Genomic DNA, 16,281 nt, shown 5'->3' with positions numbered 1-16,281 from the left:
ATGCGGCGCGTATTCAAGGCCGTGCTCACGGCAATCTGGTTCATGGCGCTGACCCTGCCGGTCATGGGCATCAAGCTCAACACGCTGGAGAACAGCGTGACCTGGCGTTTCGACCGCATTCTCTGGTTGGGCGCTGGCGTTTTCGTCCTGGCCGTCATCTGGGACTGGTGTTTCTCGCGCAAGGCCAAGGGGCTGCCCCTGGTGGCTCTGCCCGAAGGCCTCGGCGCGGGCCTGCATCTCCTGGCCGGACGGCCCCGGCTCAAGGCGGGCGGGCTGGTTGTCCTGGCCCTGTTCATGCTGGTCATGCCGCTGGTCAGCTCCTTTTATCAGACCAATATCATGATCTCGGCCCTGCTCTACGTCATGCTGGCCTTGGGCCTGAATATCGTGGTGGGCTTGGCGGGCCAGCTGGTACTGGGCTATGTGGCCTTTTACGCCGTGGGCGCATATGCCTATGGCCTGCTCTACCAGTTCTTCGGCTGGGGCTTCTGGGCCTGTCTGCCCGTGGGCGGCGTAATGGCCGTGCTTTTCGGCCTGGCCCTGGGCTTTCCCGTGCTGCGCCTGCGCGGCGACTACCTGGCAATCGTCACTCTGGGCTTCGGCGAAATAGTACGCCTGGGCCTCCAGAACTGGACCAGTCTTACCGGCGGGCCGCGCGGCATCAGCGAGATTCCCCGGCCCGGCTTCTTCGGCATGGAGATGGACATCAACACTTCCACCACCTATGTTTATTACTTGGTGCTGGCGGCGGTGGTCATCACCATCATCGTGATCTCGCGACTTAAAAATTCGCGGGTGGGACTGGCCCTGCAGGCCCTGCGCGAGGATGAGATCGCCGGTGAGGCCATGGGCATCGACATCACCCGGGTCAAGCTCTCGGCCTTTGCCCTGGGCTCCTGCTGGGCCGGGTTCGCGGGCGTGATCTTCGCGGCCAAGACCACCTACATCAATCCCTCCAGCTTCACCTTCATGGAGTCGGCCATGATTCTCTCCATGGTGGTGCTGGGCGGCATGGGCTCCATCGCGGGCGTGGCCATCGCGGCCATGATCCTGATTCTGGCCCCGGAATATCTGCGCGCTTTTTCCGAATACCGCATGCTGATTTTCGGCGCGATCATGGTGATCATGATGATTTTCCGGCCCCAGGGCCTGATCAGCGGCGAGCGCCGCCGCTACAGAATCAGCGCCCTGCACGGGGCCCACAACGGAGGCCGGTCATGACGCCGGTTCTGGAAGTTTCGGGTCTTTCCCAGGATTTCGGCGGGCTGCGCGCCCTGAGCGATCTGGACCTGCATGTGGACGCCAATGAGATCGTGGCCCTGATCGGCCCCAACGGCGCGGGCAAGACCACGTTTTTCAACTGTGTCACCGGCATCTACACGCCTACCGAAGGCAAGATGTATCTCTATGACGCCGACGGCGAAAAACATCTGCTCAACGGCAAGAAACCGCATAAGATCACGGCCATGGGCATGGCCCGCACATTTCAGAACATCCGCCTGTTCAGCGACATGACCGTGCTGGAAAACGTCATGGTGGGCCGCCACTGCCGCACCCGCGCGGGCATCTGGGGCGCGCTGTCGCGCAACGGGCGAACCCGCCGCGAGGAACAGGAAAGCGTCGACATCAGCTATGCCTTGCTGGAAAGCCTGCATTTGCAGGATCTCTGGAATGAGCGGGCCCGCAACCTGGCCTACGGCGCGCAACGCCGCCTGGAGATCGCCCGCGCCCTGGCGACCGAACCGCGCATGCTGCTGCTGGACGAACCGGCCGCGGGCATGAACCCCCAGGAAACCCACGAACTGGAAATTCTGGTGCGCGGCATCCGTGACGCCCGCAACCTTTCCATTTTGCTCATCGAGCACGACATGAGTATGGTCATGTCTCTTTCAGACCGCATCTACGTCATGGAATACGGTTCCTGCATCGCCTCGGGCAAGCCCGGGGAAGTGCGCGCCAACCCGCGCGTGATCAAGGCCTATTTGGGAGAAAGCGATGCTTGAACTCCGCAATGTGGACACCTATTACGGCAACATTCAGGCCCTGCGCGACGTTTCCCTGCGCGTGAACGACGGCGAGATCGTCACCCTGATCGGTGCCAACGGCGCGGGCAAATCCACGACCCTGATGACCGTCTGCGGCATCAACAGGCCGCGCCAGGGTGAAATTCTCTGGAACGGCATGCCCATCCACGAGCTGCCGCCGCATGAAATCGTCTCCATGGGCATTTCCCAAGTACCGGAAGGCCGCCTGATCTTCCCGGACCTCAGCGTGCGCGAAAATCTGGATCTCGGCGCGTTTCTGCGCCGGGACAGCCAAGGCGTCAAAGAGGACATGGACTACGTGTTCAGCCTCTTCCCCATTCTGGCCGAACGCCGTCGCCAGGCCGGGGGCACCCTGTCCGGCGGCGAGCAGCAGATGCTGGCTATCAGCCGCGCGCTCATGGGCCGGCCCAAGCTGCTCCTGCTGGACGAGCCCTCCCTGGGTCTCGCGCCCATCATCATCCAACAGATTTTTGCCATCATCCGCAAAGTCAATGCGGACGGCACCACGGTCTTTCTGGTGGAACAGAACGCCAATCAGGCCCTGCGCGTCGCCCACCGCGGCTATGTGATGGAAAACGGCCGCGTCGTCATGGAAGACACGGCCGCCAATCTTCTGCAAAGCGATGAAGTGCGCAGCGCCTATCTCGGCGTATAATCCCGCCGGGCGACACTCAGGCCAATGCAAAATCCTCTGATCTGAACTTGCTGTAGAAGCGTCCGGACTCGGCGGTGAAACGCAATACGCAATAATCCGGATCAAGCAGGCCCAGGGGATAATAAAGCGTGTCGCCCTCACGCCAGATCGCGGATTTGCTCTCCATATCCTCCAGCACCTCCATCCCGCCACGGAACATCACGCCCCGGAAAAAACGCCGGTCGCAGAAATAGACGCAAGCCTGCGGATTATGGCGGTATTGCCGCACGCGCAGGGACGAGGCATTGGTGGTGAAGTAGAAAACCCGCAGGCCTTCCCGTTGGCGAGGGGCCAGCATGGCCTTGATATTGGGAAAGCCGTCGGCATCCAGGGAGCCGATGAAGGCGGTACTTTGCCTGTCGATAAATTTGCCCAAGGTCTGCTCGGGATTTTTCACGTTCGCCTCCCAGACAGGGTTAAACATCGGACAAGGCGTTACAACTCCGTTCAGCGGTGGAAGGCCGGAAGCAGATCAAGTTAAGAATTGGCACTCTCAAGGTTATTGCTCTATCCCTCCAGTACGGCCGGAGCGCCCTGCAGCGGCAGATTGCCGTGGCGGATGAAGTGGTCCACCAGGCCGAAAACCAGCTCGTTGCCGCAGAAGTTTCCCGCCGCGATGGCCGCCTTGAACTCCGGCAGCCGGGCTTCGAAGCGCCGCAGCAATTCCGGCTCCAGGCTGAGCATGTCCGCCCGCATGCCGTAGTTCAGGCGTTCCACATAGAGGGCGTTGAAACGCTGTTCCACCATGGCCTTGAGCGGCAGGGTCAGGATGGGTTTGCCCAGGTGCAGCGCCTCGCTCATCAGGGTGTGCCCGCCGCCCTGGATCACGTAGGAGCAGCCCTCCAGCAGCCGCAAAAATCCCTCTTCGCTCTTGCGCATGAAAACCACATTGCCCTCGCGGCCTTCCGTACGGCCATAGCCGTAAACATAACAGGTTTTGTCCGTGGCCGCGCGCAGAAAGTCCACCAGCTTCCGGTGGGTGGAATTGCTCTGATAGACCAGCACATGCCCTTCGTCGCGGGGATGGAGAGCCAGCACGCTGTCGCGCAGAATGGGCGGAGCCACGCGTGCCTTGTAGCGCGGGAGCACGGGCGGCGCGTAAAAGGAAATGATCAGGTTTTCCGCCGTGGGCCGGAACAGATAACGCGGAGTCAGGCCCTGCACGAAACTGTCCCACCACATATCCGGCGGCAGATTGTGGCGGCAGCAGGTGATGATATGCTGATGGTCCAGCGTCAGACAGGGCAGGCCCGCCTCTTCGGCGGCGCGCGGCACGAAATACTCCAGGTCGGTCATGCAGACGTCGGGCTTGAACTCGTCCATGAGCCGGAGCACCCGGTCGATATAACGTCGCCGGTGCCAAAGCAGAGGCACGGCACGGGTGACGGTGGCACCCAGATCCACCTTGTAGTTCTTGAACACCGTGCCCAGATTGGGCAGGCGCCGGACAGGAAATTCCGGCTCCAGGATTTTCGGGGCGTCATCGTCGGCCACAAAGAGAAATTCATGGCCGGAAAGCCGACGGGCAATGGTCAGGCCCCGCATGGCGTGCCCATGCCCGGTGCCGTGAATGCCGTAAAGTACGCGCGCCATGGTGCTCCTTTCTGTCGGATTTCGCGCGCAAGCCTACCAACGCGCCACAATCCAGTCAATGCGCTTCACGCGAGCATGCGCCCTTGACGCCTGCGGGCCTTCTTTCTACCATTTACGCTAACAGGCTTGAACGGCGCGCACAGCATGCGCTCGCAAAGGAGCAATAATGGAGCAGGACTTCCAGAGCCATCCGTCCGACGTCGCGCCGGTCTGCAACGTGACCATTCCGGTATTCAACCGCCCCGGCGCCACGCGGGAGACACTCCTTGCCCTGCGCCGGACCTCGCAGGAAGTGCCCTTTGACATCACAGTGGTGGACAACGGCAGCGATCCAGATCTGGTCGGCATGCTTCTGGAGTTCCGGGAGCGCGGCGTCATCGACCATCTTTTCCTCCTGCCCCGCAACATGGGCGTGGCCTGCGCCGCCAATGTGGGCTGGGAACTGGTGCCCGCGCCCATCTATATGAAGCTGGACAATGACACGGCCATGCGCCGGACGCGCTGGCTGCCCGGCCTGCTGGCACTCTGGCGGCACGGCAGGCCGCAATCCAATCTGGGCGGAGCCTTCAATCTGGACATGCTGCGCCGCCATCCCGGCGCGACAGCCACGCCGGAAGGCATGCTGGGCGTGTGCCCCGGCAATCTGCCGGGCCAGGCCGTGCTGATCCCCAAAGCGGTTTCGGACGAACTGGGTTTCTGGAACGAGGAATACGGCCTTTACGGCGGCGAAGACGGCGATTACGGCCTGCGCATGAGCTGCGCGGGCTTTCCGCAGTATTACTACCACGGTCCGGATTATTTCGAAAATCTGCCCGAAGAGGACGCGCAGGCCACCTACGCCGCCAGGGGTATCGACAAGCGGCGGCTGCATCGGGAGTTGGTGGTCACGGACAATCTGCTGCCGGGCAAACTCTTTCTGAACAAAATCCTCTATGCCTCGGGTGTGCGCTCGTTGAGACCCATGCGCCGCTATGAAATTCTCGATATTGCCGACGGCTGCCGGGTCAGTGTGGCCGAACGCAGGGAATACCGGGAATTCCGGCGGGATCTGGCTCCGCATCTGGCCGCCGTAAACCGCAGCTTCAAGGAACATCTCATGTCCTTCCGGCCGGATCCGGCCACGGCGCAGGCCCTCAAAGCCGGTCTGGCGCGGCACGGCCAGGATGGTCGGTCCGGCGGCGCGCCTTGAACACAGGACCGCGACTGTCCCGAGAGGCGGTTCCGCCACTTGCCCTCGGCGGGCGAATCCGGCATACTAGAGCGGATAAGCTTTAAGAATGTGCATTCTCAAAGTTTTTAAGACGTTCACTTCGGCGCTTAGTTATGCTGTCGTCATCCGCAAGGCGGCATAGCCGTCAACGGCTGACGCTCGCGACGGGCGCCTGCTCACGCAGCCGCCAGAGCAATTCCACTTTGAAATTGCTCTAATGAAAAAGGTCATTACGAAAATCCGTCATGAACGCACGCAAAATCCGCGAAAATCTGGGCCGTGCCAAGGCCAGCTGTCAGCGCCGTGACTTCCCGCGCGCCGTGTATCTGACCATCGCCGCCTTCAAGGAACTGGGCGGGCAGACCGCGCCCACGGACCTGCGCGGCGATTTCCGCAACGCCTTGACCGTGCTGACTTCGGATCCCCAGTATAAAAAAGAGTGCGGCCAGCCCCTGAGCTACCAGCCGGGCAAAGAACGCGAGCTGCTCATCTTTTTCATCAAATTGTACAAGGAACTGCGGGGCCAGGAAAACCAGGAGGATTACGAAACCACCCTCCAGCGCAAGCTCAATCTGGACCGCTGCATCAAGGAGGGCAAGCTGCTCCTGAACCAGGGCAAGGGCTCCGAAGCCGACGCCAGCTTTGCCGAGGCCCTCAAATACTATAAAAACGAATTTTCCGTCTTTTCCATGATGGCCAAAGCCATGCTTGAAGCGGGCGAATATGTCCGCGCCTTGGGGCATGTACGCAAAGGCCTCAAGGAACGCCCCGAAGACGCGGAATTGCTCCAACTGGCCGAGGAATGCCTGCGTCTGCGGGCCCAAGCCGGCAGATAGCCCGTCCCGCCATCCCCTTTCTTCTCCCACCGTTACAGCGAACTATTTTTCGTCATTGAAATATTCCGGAAAAATTCCGGGCAGATGGCCGTCGCGCTTGTCATAATGCTTGAAAAAGTCTAGATTTTTCACCGCTATTACTCCCTACATACGACCTTTTCATCATCCGCAAGCGAGGCTTTGCGCATGGACGCCATCCGCTACATCCACGCGGCCGATCTGCATCTGGACACGCCCTTTCAGGGCCTTTCGCGCGAGACCGCCCAGGGCGGCCATCTGGCGCGCCTGCTGCATGAAGCCACCTTCACGGCCCTGGAGCGCCTTTTCCGCTTCTGCGAGGCTGAAAAGCCAGATTTTCTGGTGCTGGCCGGCGATATCTACAATCAGGAAAACCACAGCGTCAAAGCCCAGCTCAAGTTGCGCGACGGCTGCGACCGTCTGAACAGACTGGGCATCCGCGTATTTCTGGCCCACGGCAATCACGACCCGCTGGACTCGCGCCTCAACGCCGTGGAATGGCCGGACAACGTCACGGTTTTCGGCCCGGAACCGGAACGGCATGTTCTGGAAAAAGACGGCCGACCGCTGGCCGTTATCCACGGCATCAGCCACGCCCGGGCCAGGGAGGGCCGCAATCTGGCCCGCCTGTTCGAACGCGACGCGCGGTATGACTGCTTCCAGCTGGGCGTGCTGCACTGCACGGTGGAAGGCGAGAGTAAGGCCGACCGCTACGCCCCCTGCTCCCTGGATGATCTCAAGGCCGGGGGTCTGGACGCCTGGGCCTTGGGGCACGTGCACGAGCGCCGCGTACTTTCGGAGACGCCCTTTGTCGCTTATCCCGGCAATGCTCAGGGCCTGCACGTCAATGAGCCGGGTCCGCGCGGCTGCCTGCTGGTCACGGTCGCGCCCAGAGGCGGTGCCTACGCCTGTGCCTCCACATTTCTGCGCCTGGGACCCGTGCAGTGGGAGAAGCTGGACCTGGACCTGGACGGCGTGGACCATCTGGACGAGGTGGAACGCCGCCTGAACCACTGCCTGGAGAAAGCGGCGGAAGCCGCCGATCCTGGCTGCGAGGCCCTTATGGCCCGCGTAACCCTGAGCGGACGCACCAGTCTGGATGCCCTGCTGCGTGACGCGGCCAATCAGGAGGATCTGGCCGAGCGCCTGCGCCATCTGAGTTCGGGCACGCCGGGAGTCTGGCTCAAGGACCTACGGGTGGAAACTCGTTCCCTTACGGAACGCTCCGAATACCTGCAGCGCGAGGATCTGCTGGGCGAAGCCATGCGTCTGGCCGAACGCATGCGCGAAAGCCGGGAAGTCCTGCAGGAAGTGGCCGGTCCGGCTCTGGCTCCGCTGTTCGGCCACAACCGTCTGCGCAAGGTGCTGGCCCAGCCCGACGAGACGCAAATGCAGGCCCTGCTGCAGGAGGCCGAACGCCTCTGCATGGATCTGCTGGAGGTCCGCTGATGTATATTGAATCCTTCCGCATCGACGGCTTCGGCATCTTTTCCGGCGTGCAGGTGGAGAATCTGCCGCCGGGCCTGTCCATTTTTCTGGGCCGGAATGAAGCGGGCAAATCCACCTGCCTGGAATTCCTGCGCTCCATGCTCACAGGCTACCCCGATCCCCGCAGCCGCGAGGCCAAACGCAGCTATGCGCCCCTGCGCGGCGGCCAGGCCGGAGGCAGCCTCGTGCTGCGCGCGGACGAGCGGGAACCCCTGCATCTGACGCGGCGGCCGGGTTCGGGCGGCGGCATGCTGACCCTGAGCGAGGCGGACGGCGGCATGCTGCCGCCCGAACTGTTGCGACAACTGCTCTTCGGCGTCAGCCGCGAGGTCTACCGCAATGTCTTCGGCTTCAGCCTGAGCGAGCTGGAGAGCTTTGAAAGCCTGAGCGCCGAGGGCGTGCGCAACGCCCTGTACGGCGCGAGCTTCGGCCCGGGCCTGCGCGCGCCCGGCGACGTGCTGAAGATCCTGGAACGGCAGGCCGAGGACATTTTCAAGAGCGGCGGCAGCAAACCGGCGCTCAACGCGGCCATCCGTCAACTGGAAGAGCTGCGCGGCAAAATCGAGGACGTGGCCGCGGAATGCGCGGGCTTTGACGGCCTGGCCCTGGAGCTCTCGCGCAAAAAAACGGCCTTGGCCGACCTGCGCCGCCATAAAAGCGAATTGGAAGAGGAGCGCCGCCTGCTGGAGCGCCGTCTGGGCGTCTGGCGGCAATGGGACGAATGGCGCATGGCCGGTGTCCGGCTGGAACGCCTGACCCCGGTGAGCGAAAGCTTTCCCGAAGACGGTCCGGCGCGCCTGGCCCGCGCCCAGCAGGCCCGCGAAACCTGCGAACGCCAGTTGGCCGCGCACCGGGAAAAACTGGCCCGCCTGCGCGAACGGCGCGACGCCGTACAGGTGAATCAGGCCCTGCTGGACGCCCTGCCCGAGCTGCGCCGTCTCTCCGAGCGCAAGAGCGGTTACCGCCAGGCCCAGAGCCTGCTGTCCGGCCAGGAGGACAATTGCCGCCGGGCCGAGGCGGATCTGAACCGTGAGCTGACCCGGCTGGGGCCCGGCTGGAGCTGCGAGCGCATCCGCACCACGGACCGCTCTCTCTTTGCCCGCGAAGATCTGGAAAAACAGGCCCGCGAAATGGCGGCGGCGGATTCGGCCCATCAGGCCGCCGTGGACGCTCTGACCAAGGCCAACCGCGATGTGGAATGCGCCGAGCGGGATGTGGCCGCGGCCCGAAACGCTCTGACCATGCTCCCCGCGCCCGTGGCCGCCCTGGACGACGAGGCCCGCGACGATCTGCGCCAGACCCTGGCCCGGCTGGAGGAAGACCGCCGCCAGTTGCCGGGCCGTCAGCGCGCTCTGCACAATGCGCGCACCACATTTGCACGAGCCTATGATCCTCTGCGCCTGGCGGCCCCAAGCGGGACATCCGGTAATGGCGACAATGGCGGCGGCAACGGCGGAACTTCCGCTCACAACGGACCGCGTGAGATTCTTGAGGGCCTGCTGGCTCGCCAGGAGGAAGCCCTGGCATTGGCCGGCGAGGTGCAGGAACGCCTGCGCGAGGCGGGTGAAGCCGCCCAGGCCGTGCAACAGGCCGGAGAACAGGTGGACGCGTTCAAGAACCGCATGGATGAATTGCGCGAGGCCCAGCGCCATGCCAGCGGCCCCAGCCGTGAGGCTCTGGACGCCCGCGCGGCGGCCCTGCGCTCTCTGCGGGCTCTGTCCGCCAGCATGGCTACAGAGCGCGAACGCCTTCAGGAGCTGGACAACAGGATCAACAGCGAACAGGCCCCCTCGCCGGTCAAAAGTCTGCCGCTGATCGTGGTGGGCGCGGCGCTCATCGCAACGGGTGTGGGCATTCTGCTGGCTTACTGGCGCTGGGGTTTGACCAGCTTCCCGCTCACGGATGCGCTGGCCCTGCCCGTCAGCCTCTGGTCCGGCTATCTGGTACTGGCCTGCGGCGTGGGCTTTCTGGCCGGGGGCCTGCCGCGCAGCGGTCCCGAAGCCAAGCGCCACCAGCGGGAAATGGCGCAATTGCAGAGCCGCCGCGAGACCTGCGCCCTGCACGTGGCCGAACTGGGCGAGCAGGCCCGCCAGCTCTGCGCCGCTGCGGGTGTGGAGAGTATGGATCTCGTCACCTTGGAAGCCACGGAAATGCTTCTGGAGCGCGAACGCGAGCAGTGTTTCAACGAAGAACGCTCCCTCCGGGACATGGAGGCGCTGCAACGCGAGATGGGCCTGGCCAAGACTCAGGTGGGCGTTCTGCAGGGCAAGGCCCACGAAATGGAAGGTGCTGTCCAGCAGACCCGCCGCCGCTGGCATGAGCTCATGCTGGCCCAGCGCGTCAGCAATGTGCCGTCGCCGGAAAGCGCGGCCGCCTTTTTCGCCAGGGCTGAATCCGCCCGTCTGGCTTTTGGCGGCGTGGCCGCCGCCGAAGCTGAACTGCGCGCCCTGGAGGACGATCTCCGCGGTCTGGAAGAGCGCATGCGCGCCGTGCCCGCCGTGGCCGAACGCCTGACGGAAGAGGCGGACTGCGCAGCTCTGGTGGAATGCGTGCGCCAAGTGCTGGAATCCTGCCGTGAGGCCGACGCCGCGCGTGAACAGCGCATCAAGGCGGCGGCCGCCCTCCAGAATCATGAAAACGAGCTGGAACGGGCGCAGAACCGCCAGAACGAGGCCTTGGAACACTTGCGCGCGGCGGAAGAACGTCTGGGAGCGGCCCGCGAGACCTGGAGCCGCTGCCTGAAGGGGCTCGGCCTGGGCGAGGATCTGGACCCGGAAACCGTGCGCGAAGCCCTCAAGTACATGGAAAACTGCCTGGCGGCCGAGTCGGCTCTGGAGCGTGCCCGCACCGAACTGGCACAAGGCCGCGCGGAACTGGCGGCCCTGCGCGAACCACTGGCGGCCCTGCTGGCCTCCCTGTCGCGGGATCCGCTTCAGGATGCGGACGCCGCTCCGGACTGGCTGGCCAGCCTGGACGCCGCCCTGGCTGCAGCCGAAAGCATGGCCCAGGCCCAGGACGAGCGCGCCCGCCTCTCCGGCCTGCTGGCCGAGGAGGAGGACGACGTGCGCGCGGGTGAGGCGGCCCTCGGCGAAGCCCGCAACAATGAGCGTAATTTGCTGGCTCTGGCCGGGGCGCGGGACGCCGAGGACTTTTTACGTCTGGCCGCCCTGCGCGACGAGCAGCGGGATCTGGCCCGCCGCCGTCAGGACCTGGAGGACGCCCTGCGTCTGGCCGCCGATACCCTGCCCTTGCCGGAATTTCTGGCCTCCTTCCGGGAAGAGGAACAGGAGAGCCAGGAAAAACGCAGCGCCGCCATTCAGGAAGAACTCAACGGCATCCAGGACGAGGAACAGGAGCTGGCCACCGCCGTGGCCGGTCTGAGCGCCAAGGTTACGGCCCTGGCCCGGACCGACGATCTGGCGGAACTGCGCCAGCAGGAAGCACTGCTGCTGGAAAGCATGGAGCGTATGGCTCTGGCCTGGAGCCGTCGGGCCCTGGCCCGCGAAATCCTGCTCAACGCCAAGCGCATTTTTGAGCGCGAGCGCCAGCCGGAGGTCATCCGCCAGGCCTCGGACATCTTCGCCCGCATCACGGGCCGCCGCTGGCGGGGCATCAGCGCCTCGCTGGAAAATTCGAGCCTGAGCATTTTGCCCGACCAGGGCGAACCGATGCCGCCGGAATCCTTGAGCCGCGGCACGCAGGAACAGGCCTATCTGGCCCTGCGCCTGGCCTACATCAAAAACCACGCGGCCCATGCCGCGCCCCTGCCCGTGATCATGGACGAGGTGCTGGTCAACTTCGATCCGGAACGGGCCGAACGCACAGCGCGGGCCTTCGCGGAACTGGCCGACGGCAAGGAAGGCCCGGCTCATCAGCTGCTCTACTTCACCTGCCAGCCGCATATGGTGGATGTGCTGCGCGCCGCCGCGCCGGGCGCGGCCCTGTTTACCGTGGAAAACGGCGGCATCACGGCGGGATAAGCCGCAAGCCCAAGGATACATAAAAAACACGGGCCGGTTGCATACGCGACCGGCTCGCTTTTTATGCCTGCATGCGCTGACGCGCCGCCCTGTAGTGGGCTCTGCGTCGGACATTGCGGCGGTGCAGGATCTGCCGCGCCTGGGTAAGCAGATAAACGCCGGACAAAATGCCCCCCGCTCCGAAGCATTCCTGCCAGTAAAAATCCTCATCCAGCACGATCACACCCGCCGCCACGCCCACCAGGGGCATGATGTTCAGAAAAACGGCGGCCAAGCTGGCCCCGACCATCTTGACGCCGAGATTCCAGAAAACCATGGCGCAAACTCCGCCCATCCAGATAATATAGGCCATATAGGCCATTCCCGCCGGGGACAGCGGCGCGTAGTGCAGTTCATCCGTGATCAGGCCGTAGACCAGGGTGGTCAGCGCCCCGAACACGCCGGCCCAGGCCGTTGTGCCCAGTGCCGAAAGATGGTGCATGACCCGGAAGCCGATCAGCATATACGCGGCCCAGCCCAACTGGGCGAAGAAAAAAAGCAGATCGCCGTAATTGAAGGAAATCCGCAGCAGGATCGCCAGCGAGCCCTTGCTGATGAGCACCAGGACGCCCAAAAGGGAAATGACAATGCCCAGCCACTGGATGGGCAAAAGCCGCTCACGCAGAAAAAGCACGGCCAACAGGGCCGTGACCGCCGGTGTGGTGGAGGCGATCAGGGTGGCATTGCCCACAGTGGAATACTGCAGGCCGGTGAACTGGGCCACATTGTTCACGGCCACGCCGCATACGCCCATGCAAAAGAGCGGAAAGAGCGCCGAGAGAGGGGGCAGCAAAGGCGTTCTGTGCCGCCAGCGCATGATCAGAAAAATAGTGGCGCTGATCAGCACGAAGCGCACCACGGTCAGGCTCACCGGCGTGATTTCGCGCACGGCCAGTTTGATGAAAAGCGGCTGGATGCCCCAAATGGCGGCGGTCAGGGCCAGAAGGCCGTAAAATTTCCCCACTGCTTGTCGCCGTCGGTTCATGCTCTGCTCTCGAGGTAAGAAGGATCGGCGCAGTTTGCGTCAAATTCCACGCAAATGCCATCCGTATATATAATTTTTTTTGAAAACGAATTTCAATTCTATTGACAGGAATCCCGACCTGTGCAAAAGTCAGCCATCCACACATGCAACGCGGAGAAAAAATATGGATTCTGCCTGCACAGCCGTGCAATCTTTGGATGTCAGCCACAGGTTCAGCCATGACAATCTTCACATCCGCTTTAATTCACGTTTTGATCCACCGCAAGCCAGTGTCTTGATAAATCTTCTGCAACGCTACTATCAATCATGCAAGCGTATTTTCATTGATGTCCGTGAGGTTGAACAGCCGAACCCTGTCGCAGCCGCCGCGCTCAAGGCCGCTTTTCTGCATGCCGATTACGAGCCGCAACAAATTGTTTTCAAGGGCAACAGCGGCTTTGCGCTGGCGGTCAGCGGCAACAAGGTGCTGCTTGTGCCGGAAAAGAAGCCTGAAGGGCACGTCTGCCGGGGTAACTGCGCGCACTGCCGTTGCGGGCACAAGAAGGCGCGTTCCGAGTCCAAGACCGCGTAATATCCGCCCCGGAAAGGATTGGGGCTTTTCCCGGGCGGATTGTGGGAAATAATTATTGTTACATTTTATAAAATCGTGTTATTGTTATAAACGCAACAACGCTGCCGGGTCCGGACAGCCAAGGGAAGCGCCGGAAGGCGGGCGGCATAAACCATAGCCCTGAGGAGAGAGGCATGAGCAAAGAAAGGAAAAATCCGGGAAGGTTCAAGAAACAGTGCATGGTGGCCCTGCTGGCCGCAGGCCTGTTTCTGGGCGCGACGGGGAGCGCCAAGGCCATTGATTTCAAGGCCCAAGGCGAATGGCTGGTGGGCTTCGGCGCCGGCGACGACTCGCTGATCAGCAAAATGAATGACAAAGGCGCCAGCAAACAGAAGGCTGACAGCGACGACAAGTTCGCCGCCGCACAGCGCGTCCGTCTGCAGATCGACGCGGTGGCTTCCGAAGCCCTGTCCGGCACCGTTTTCTTTGAGATCGGCGACCAGACCTGGGGCAAGGCTGACGAAGGCGGCGCACTGGGCGCGGACGGCAACGGTGTTATCAAGCTGAAGAACGCCTATATCGACTGGATGGTGCCCCAGACCGACCTGAAGCTCCGCATGGGCCTTCAGGCCGTGGCCCTGCCCAACGTGGCCGGCGGCTCCGCCGTCATGGACGGCGATGTGGCCGCCGTTGTGGCCAACTACAAGTTCAACGAGAACGTGGGGCTCACCGCCCTCTGGATGCGCCCGGTCAACGATAACTACTCGGGCTGGCTGGATGCCAATGACAATCGCCGGGAAGCAAATTACCTGGACAACATCGACCTCTTCGCCCTGAGCCTGCCGCTGACCTTCGACGGTTTTGAAATCACGCCTTGGGTCATGTACGGCATGATGGGCAAGAACGCTCTGGACGGCCTGGATGCCGACGACAATAGCAACCCCTGGTCCCGGCCCGGCAGAGCCGGGAGTAACCAGTGGGGCACAGCGGACGGCGCTCTGAGTTATACCCTTAACGGACTGTATCCGGGCTTCAATCACAATGGTCTGGGGAGCACCAGCAAGGCCTACGGTTCCATGTTCTGGGCCGGCCTGCCCATCGCCATCACGGCTCTGGATCCCTGGAACTTTGAGCTGGATCTGAATTACGGCTACGTGGAAGCCATGGGCCGCTTTGACGTGGAAAAACGCTTCGGCTCCGGCGACTGGAAGCGCGGCAGCACCGAGCGTCAGGGCTTCCTGGCCAAGGCCCTCGTTGAATATAAGATGGAATGGGGTGTTCCCGGCATCTTCGGCTGGTACGCATCGGGCGACGACGGCGACGTGAAAAACGGTTCCGAACGCATGCCTTCCATTGCGGCCGCGGGCAACTTCACCTCCTTCATGGGCGACGGCAACTTGGCCTGGGCCCCCAATGGGGCATGGTATGACCGCGATCTGAGCTACGCGGGCACCTGGGGCGTGGGTCTGCAGATCCGTGATATGAGCTTTGTGGAAGATCTCAAACACACTTTCCGCGTGGCCTACTGGGGCGGCACCAACAGTCCCTCCATGGTCAAGTACATGGACAGCTCCACGGCCTGGAGCTCCGGTTACGGCACCAACGACGGCCCGTATCTGACCACCAACGACGGCCTGCTGGAATTCAACCTGGTCAACTCCTGGCAGATCTACGAAAACCTGGAAGCCAACCTGGAACTGGGCTACATCGTCAACATGATTGACGACGATACCTGGAAGAAAGGCTATATGCCAGACTCCTACGAGAAGCAGGACGCCTGGAAAGCCCAACTCGTCTTTGCCTATACCTTCTAGAGCAGTTCATGCCTTACATGTTCCGGTAAACGGTTAACGCCCCTCTACGTGTGCGATTCCTTCCCGCGCACAAACATAAGGCCGTCCCACGGGGGGACGGCCTTATGCGTTGGAAGATATCTGCCGAGGTCACTGTTTACAACTGCCGCAAGACAATATCCGAAATGTTTTCGACCTGTTCAGGCGTCAGCTCGGCATACAGCGGCAAACAGAGCACACGACGGGCCAGATCCTCGGCTTGAGGGCAGCGGACGCGGGACACAGGAGGCAGATAGGAGAGTTCCGTCAACGCGGGGTAAAAATAACGCCGGGGATGGATATGTTTTGCCTCCAGCGCGGTTTTGACTCGCAACAACTGAGTTTCGTCTTCGAAAATTATCGGATAGTAAGCGTAATTGTAGGACAAGCCGGAGGCTAGACGGGGTCGCCGCAGGCGCCCCCGCGCCGCTGTTGACGTCAACAGCGCATCATAGCGCGTGCAGATTTCCTCCCGCAGGCGGATGTTTTCCGCCAACAAGGGCAACAGGCAGAGCCCCATGGCAGCATGCAGTTCCGACATTTTAGCATTGATGCCCAAGGTCAGGTGCTCGTCGCCGATATGGCCGAAGGCGCGCAACAGCTCCACGCGGCGTTGGTCCTCTATGTTGTGAGTCACCAAACAACCGCCTTCCACCGTATGGAAGAGCTTGGTGGCGTGGAAGCTGCATGCCGCGTAATTCCCGAACTCAAGCAGGGTGTGCCCATTGAGCGTCGAACCGAAAGCATGGGCCGCGTCATACATGCAGGTCAGGCCGCGCTCTATACAGAGCCGCTCCAGCCTATCCACATCACAGGCATTGCCGTAGACGTGCACCGGCAGCAGGCCCGCCACGTCAGGATGCACGTCCAAGGCCTCCTCCACCGCCTCCGGCGCCAAACAGAGCGTATCGGGATCAATATCCGCGAAAACGGGCGTGCAGCCCTCCCATAACAGAATAAGGGTTGCATAGATCAACAGTCATATTGCTAAAGAGGAATGTGCTTATAATA

Annotated in this window: 13 protein-coding genes; 9 read left to right on the top strand and 4 right to left on the bottom strand. The window is 62.4% G+C overall.

The genetic code is table 11. The features are described from left to right. Genes livM through HMPREF1022_RS05615 form a run of 3 tightly spaced genes read left to right on the top strand, consistent with a single transcriptional unit; the run spans position 1 to position 2,700 of the window. The gene (gene livM, locus HMPREF1022_RS05625; protein ID WP_008685034.1) at positions 1 to 1,221 is read left to right on the top strand and encodes a high-affinity branched-chain amino acid ABC transporter permease LivM; all 1,221 of its coding nucleotides are present in this window, start codon (positions 1 to 3) and stop codon (positions 1,219 to 1,221) included. Continuing rightward, positions 1,218 to 2,003, top strand: a complete 786-nt coding sequence (locus HMPREF1022_RS05620; RefSeq protein ID WP_009302266.1) for an ABC transporter ATP-binding protein — start codon at positions 1,218 to 1,220, stop codon at positions 2,001 to 2,003. The genes livM and HMPREF1022_RS05620 overlap by 4 nt, the downstream gene beginning before the upstream one ends. After that, the gene (locus tag HMPREF1022_RS05615; RefSeq protein ID WP_008685036.1) at positions 1,996 to 2,700 is read left to right on the top strand and encodes an ABC transporter ATP-binding protein; all 705 of its coding nucleotides are present in this window, start codon (positions 1,996 to 1,998) and stop codon (positions 2,698 to 2,700) included. The genes HMPREF1022_RS05620 and HMPREF1022_RS05615 overlap by 8 nt, the downstream gene beginning before the upstream one ends. A gap of 16 nt (positions 2,701 to 2,716) precedes the next feature. On the opposite strand, the gene HMPREF1022_RS05610 is transcribed toward HMPREF1022_RS05615, so the two are convergent. Further along, positions 2,717 to 3,136 carry a pyridoxamine 5'-phosphate oxidase family protein gene (locus tag HMPREF1022_RS05610; protein ID WP_009302265.1) on the bottom strand — a complete coding sequence of 140 codons (420 nt, stop codon included), beginning with the start codon at positions 3,134 to 3,136 and terminating at the stop codon, positions 2,717 to 2,719. A gap of 110 nt (positions 3,137 to 3,246) precedes the next feature. Continuing rightward, the gene (locus HMPREF1022_RS05605; RefSeq protein ID WP_008685038.1) at positions 3,247 to 4,332 is read right to left on the bottom strand and encodes a glycosyltransferase family protein; all 1,086 of its coding nucleotides are present in this window, start codon (positions 4,330 to 4,332) and stop codon (positions 3,247 to 3,249) included. Positions 4,333 to 4,498: 166 nt separating this feature from the next. On the opposite strand from HMPREF1022_RS05605, the gene HMPREF1022_RS05600 reads away from it, so the two are divergent. From HMPREF1022_RS05600 to HMPREF1022_RS05585, 4 genes are all read left to right on the top strand, one after another. Further along, positions 4,499 to 5,521, top strand: a complete 1,023-nt coding sequence (locus HMPREF1022_RS05600; protein WP_009302264.1) for a glycosyltransferase — start codon at positions 4,499 to 4,501, stop codon at positions 5,519 to 5,521. A 266-nt stretch (positions 5,522 to 5,787) separates the two neighbouring features. Then, the gene (locus tag HMPREF1022_RS05595) at positions 5,788 to 6,378 is read left to right on the top strand and encodes a tetratricopeptide repeat protein (protein ID WP_008685040.1); all 591 of its coding nucleotides are present in this window, start codon (positions 5,788 to 5,790) and stop codon (positions 6,376 to 6,378) included. Between the two features lie 186 nt (positions 6,379 to 6,564). Continuing rightward, positions 6,565 to 7,845 carry a metallophosphoesterase family protein gene (locus HMPREF1022_RS05590; RefSeq protein ID WP_009302263.1) on the top strand — a complete coding sequence of 427 codons (1,281 nt, stop codon included), beginning with the start codon at positions 6,565 to 6,567 and terminating at the stop codon, positions 7,843 to 7,845. Then, the gene (locus tag HMPREF1022_RS05585) at positions 7,845 to 11,864 is read left to right on the top strand and encodes an AAA family ATPase (RefSeq protein WP_009302262.1); all 4,020 of its coding nucleotides are present in this window, start codon (positions 7,845 to 7,847) and stop codon (positions 11,862 to 11,864) included. The genes HMPREF1022_RS05590 and HMPREF1022_RS05585 overlap by 1 nt, the downstream gene beginning before the upstream one ends. Before the next feature lie 61 nt (positions 11,865 to 11,925). Here HMPREF1022_RS05585 and HMPREF1022_RS05580 read toward each other — a convergent pair whose 3' ends face one another. Continuing rightward, positions 11,926 to 12,867, bottom strand: a complete 942-nt coding sequence (locus HMPREF1022_RS05580) for a DMT family transporter (protein WP_232221555.1) — start codon at positions 12,865 to 12,867, stop codon at positions 11,926 to 11,928. A 184-nt stretch (positions 12,868 to 13,051) separates the two neighbouring features. Here HMPREF1022_RS05580 and HMPREF1022_RS05575 point away from each other — a divergent pair, with 184 nt between their 5' ends. After that, on the top strand, positions 13,052 to 13,459 hold the full coding sequence (locus HMPREF1022_RS05575) for a hypothetical protein (protein ID WP_008685044.1): 408 nt from the start codon (positions 13,052 to 13,054) through the stop codon (positions 13,457 to 13,459). Between the two features lie 173 nt (positions 13,460 to 13,632). Then, positions 13,633 to 15,252: an outer membrane homotrimeric porin gene (locus tag HMPREF1022_RS05570; protein ID WP_008685045.1), complete on the top strand. Its 1,620-nt coding sequence runs from the start codon at positions 13,633 to 13,635 to the stop codon at positions 15,250 to 15,252. 136 nt (positions 15,253 to 15,388) lie between these two features. Here HMPREF1022_RS05570 and HMPREF1022_RS05565 read toward each other — a convergent pair whose 3' ends face one another. Beyond that, a complete protein-coding gene (locus HMPREF1022_RS05565) occupies positions 15,389 to 16,246 on the bottom strand; it encodes a DegT/DnrJ/EryC1/StrS family aminotransferase (protein WP_008685046.1) in 858 nt (285 codons plus the stop codon). Positions 16,247 to 16,281: the final 35 nt, after the last annotated feature.

Origin of the sequence: Desulfovibrio sp. 6_1_46AFAA (genome assembly GCF_000224635.1) — a bacterium.
GTDB lineage: Bacteria > Desulfobacterota > Desulfovibrionia > Desulfovibrionales > Desulfovibrionaceae > Desulfovibrio > Desulfovibrio fairfieldensis.
Note: the sequence above shows the minus strand (reverse complement) of the source record. Positions and strands in the feature narration are given on the sequence as shown.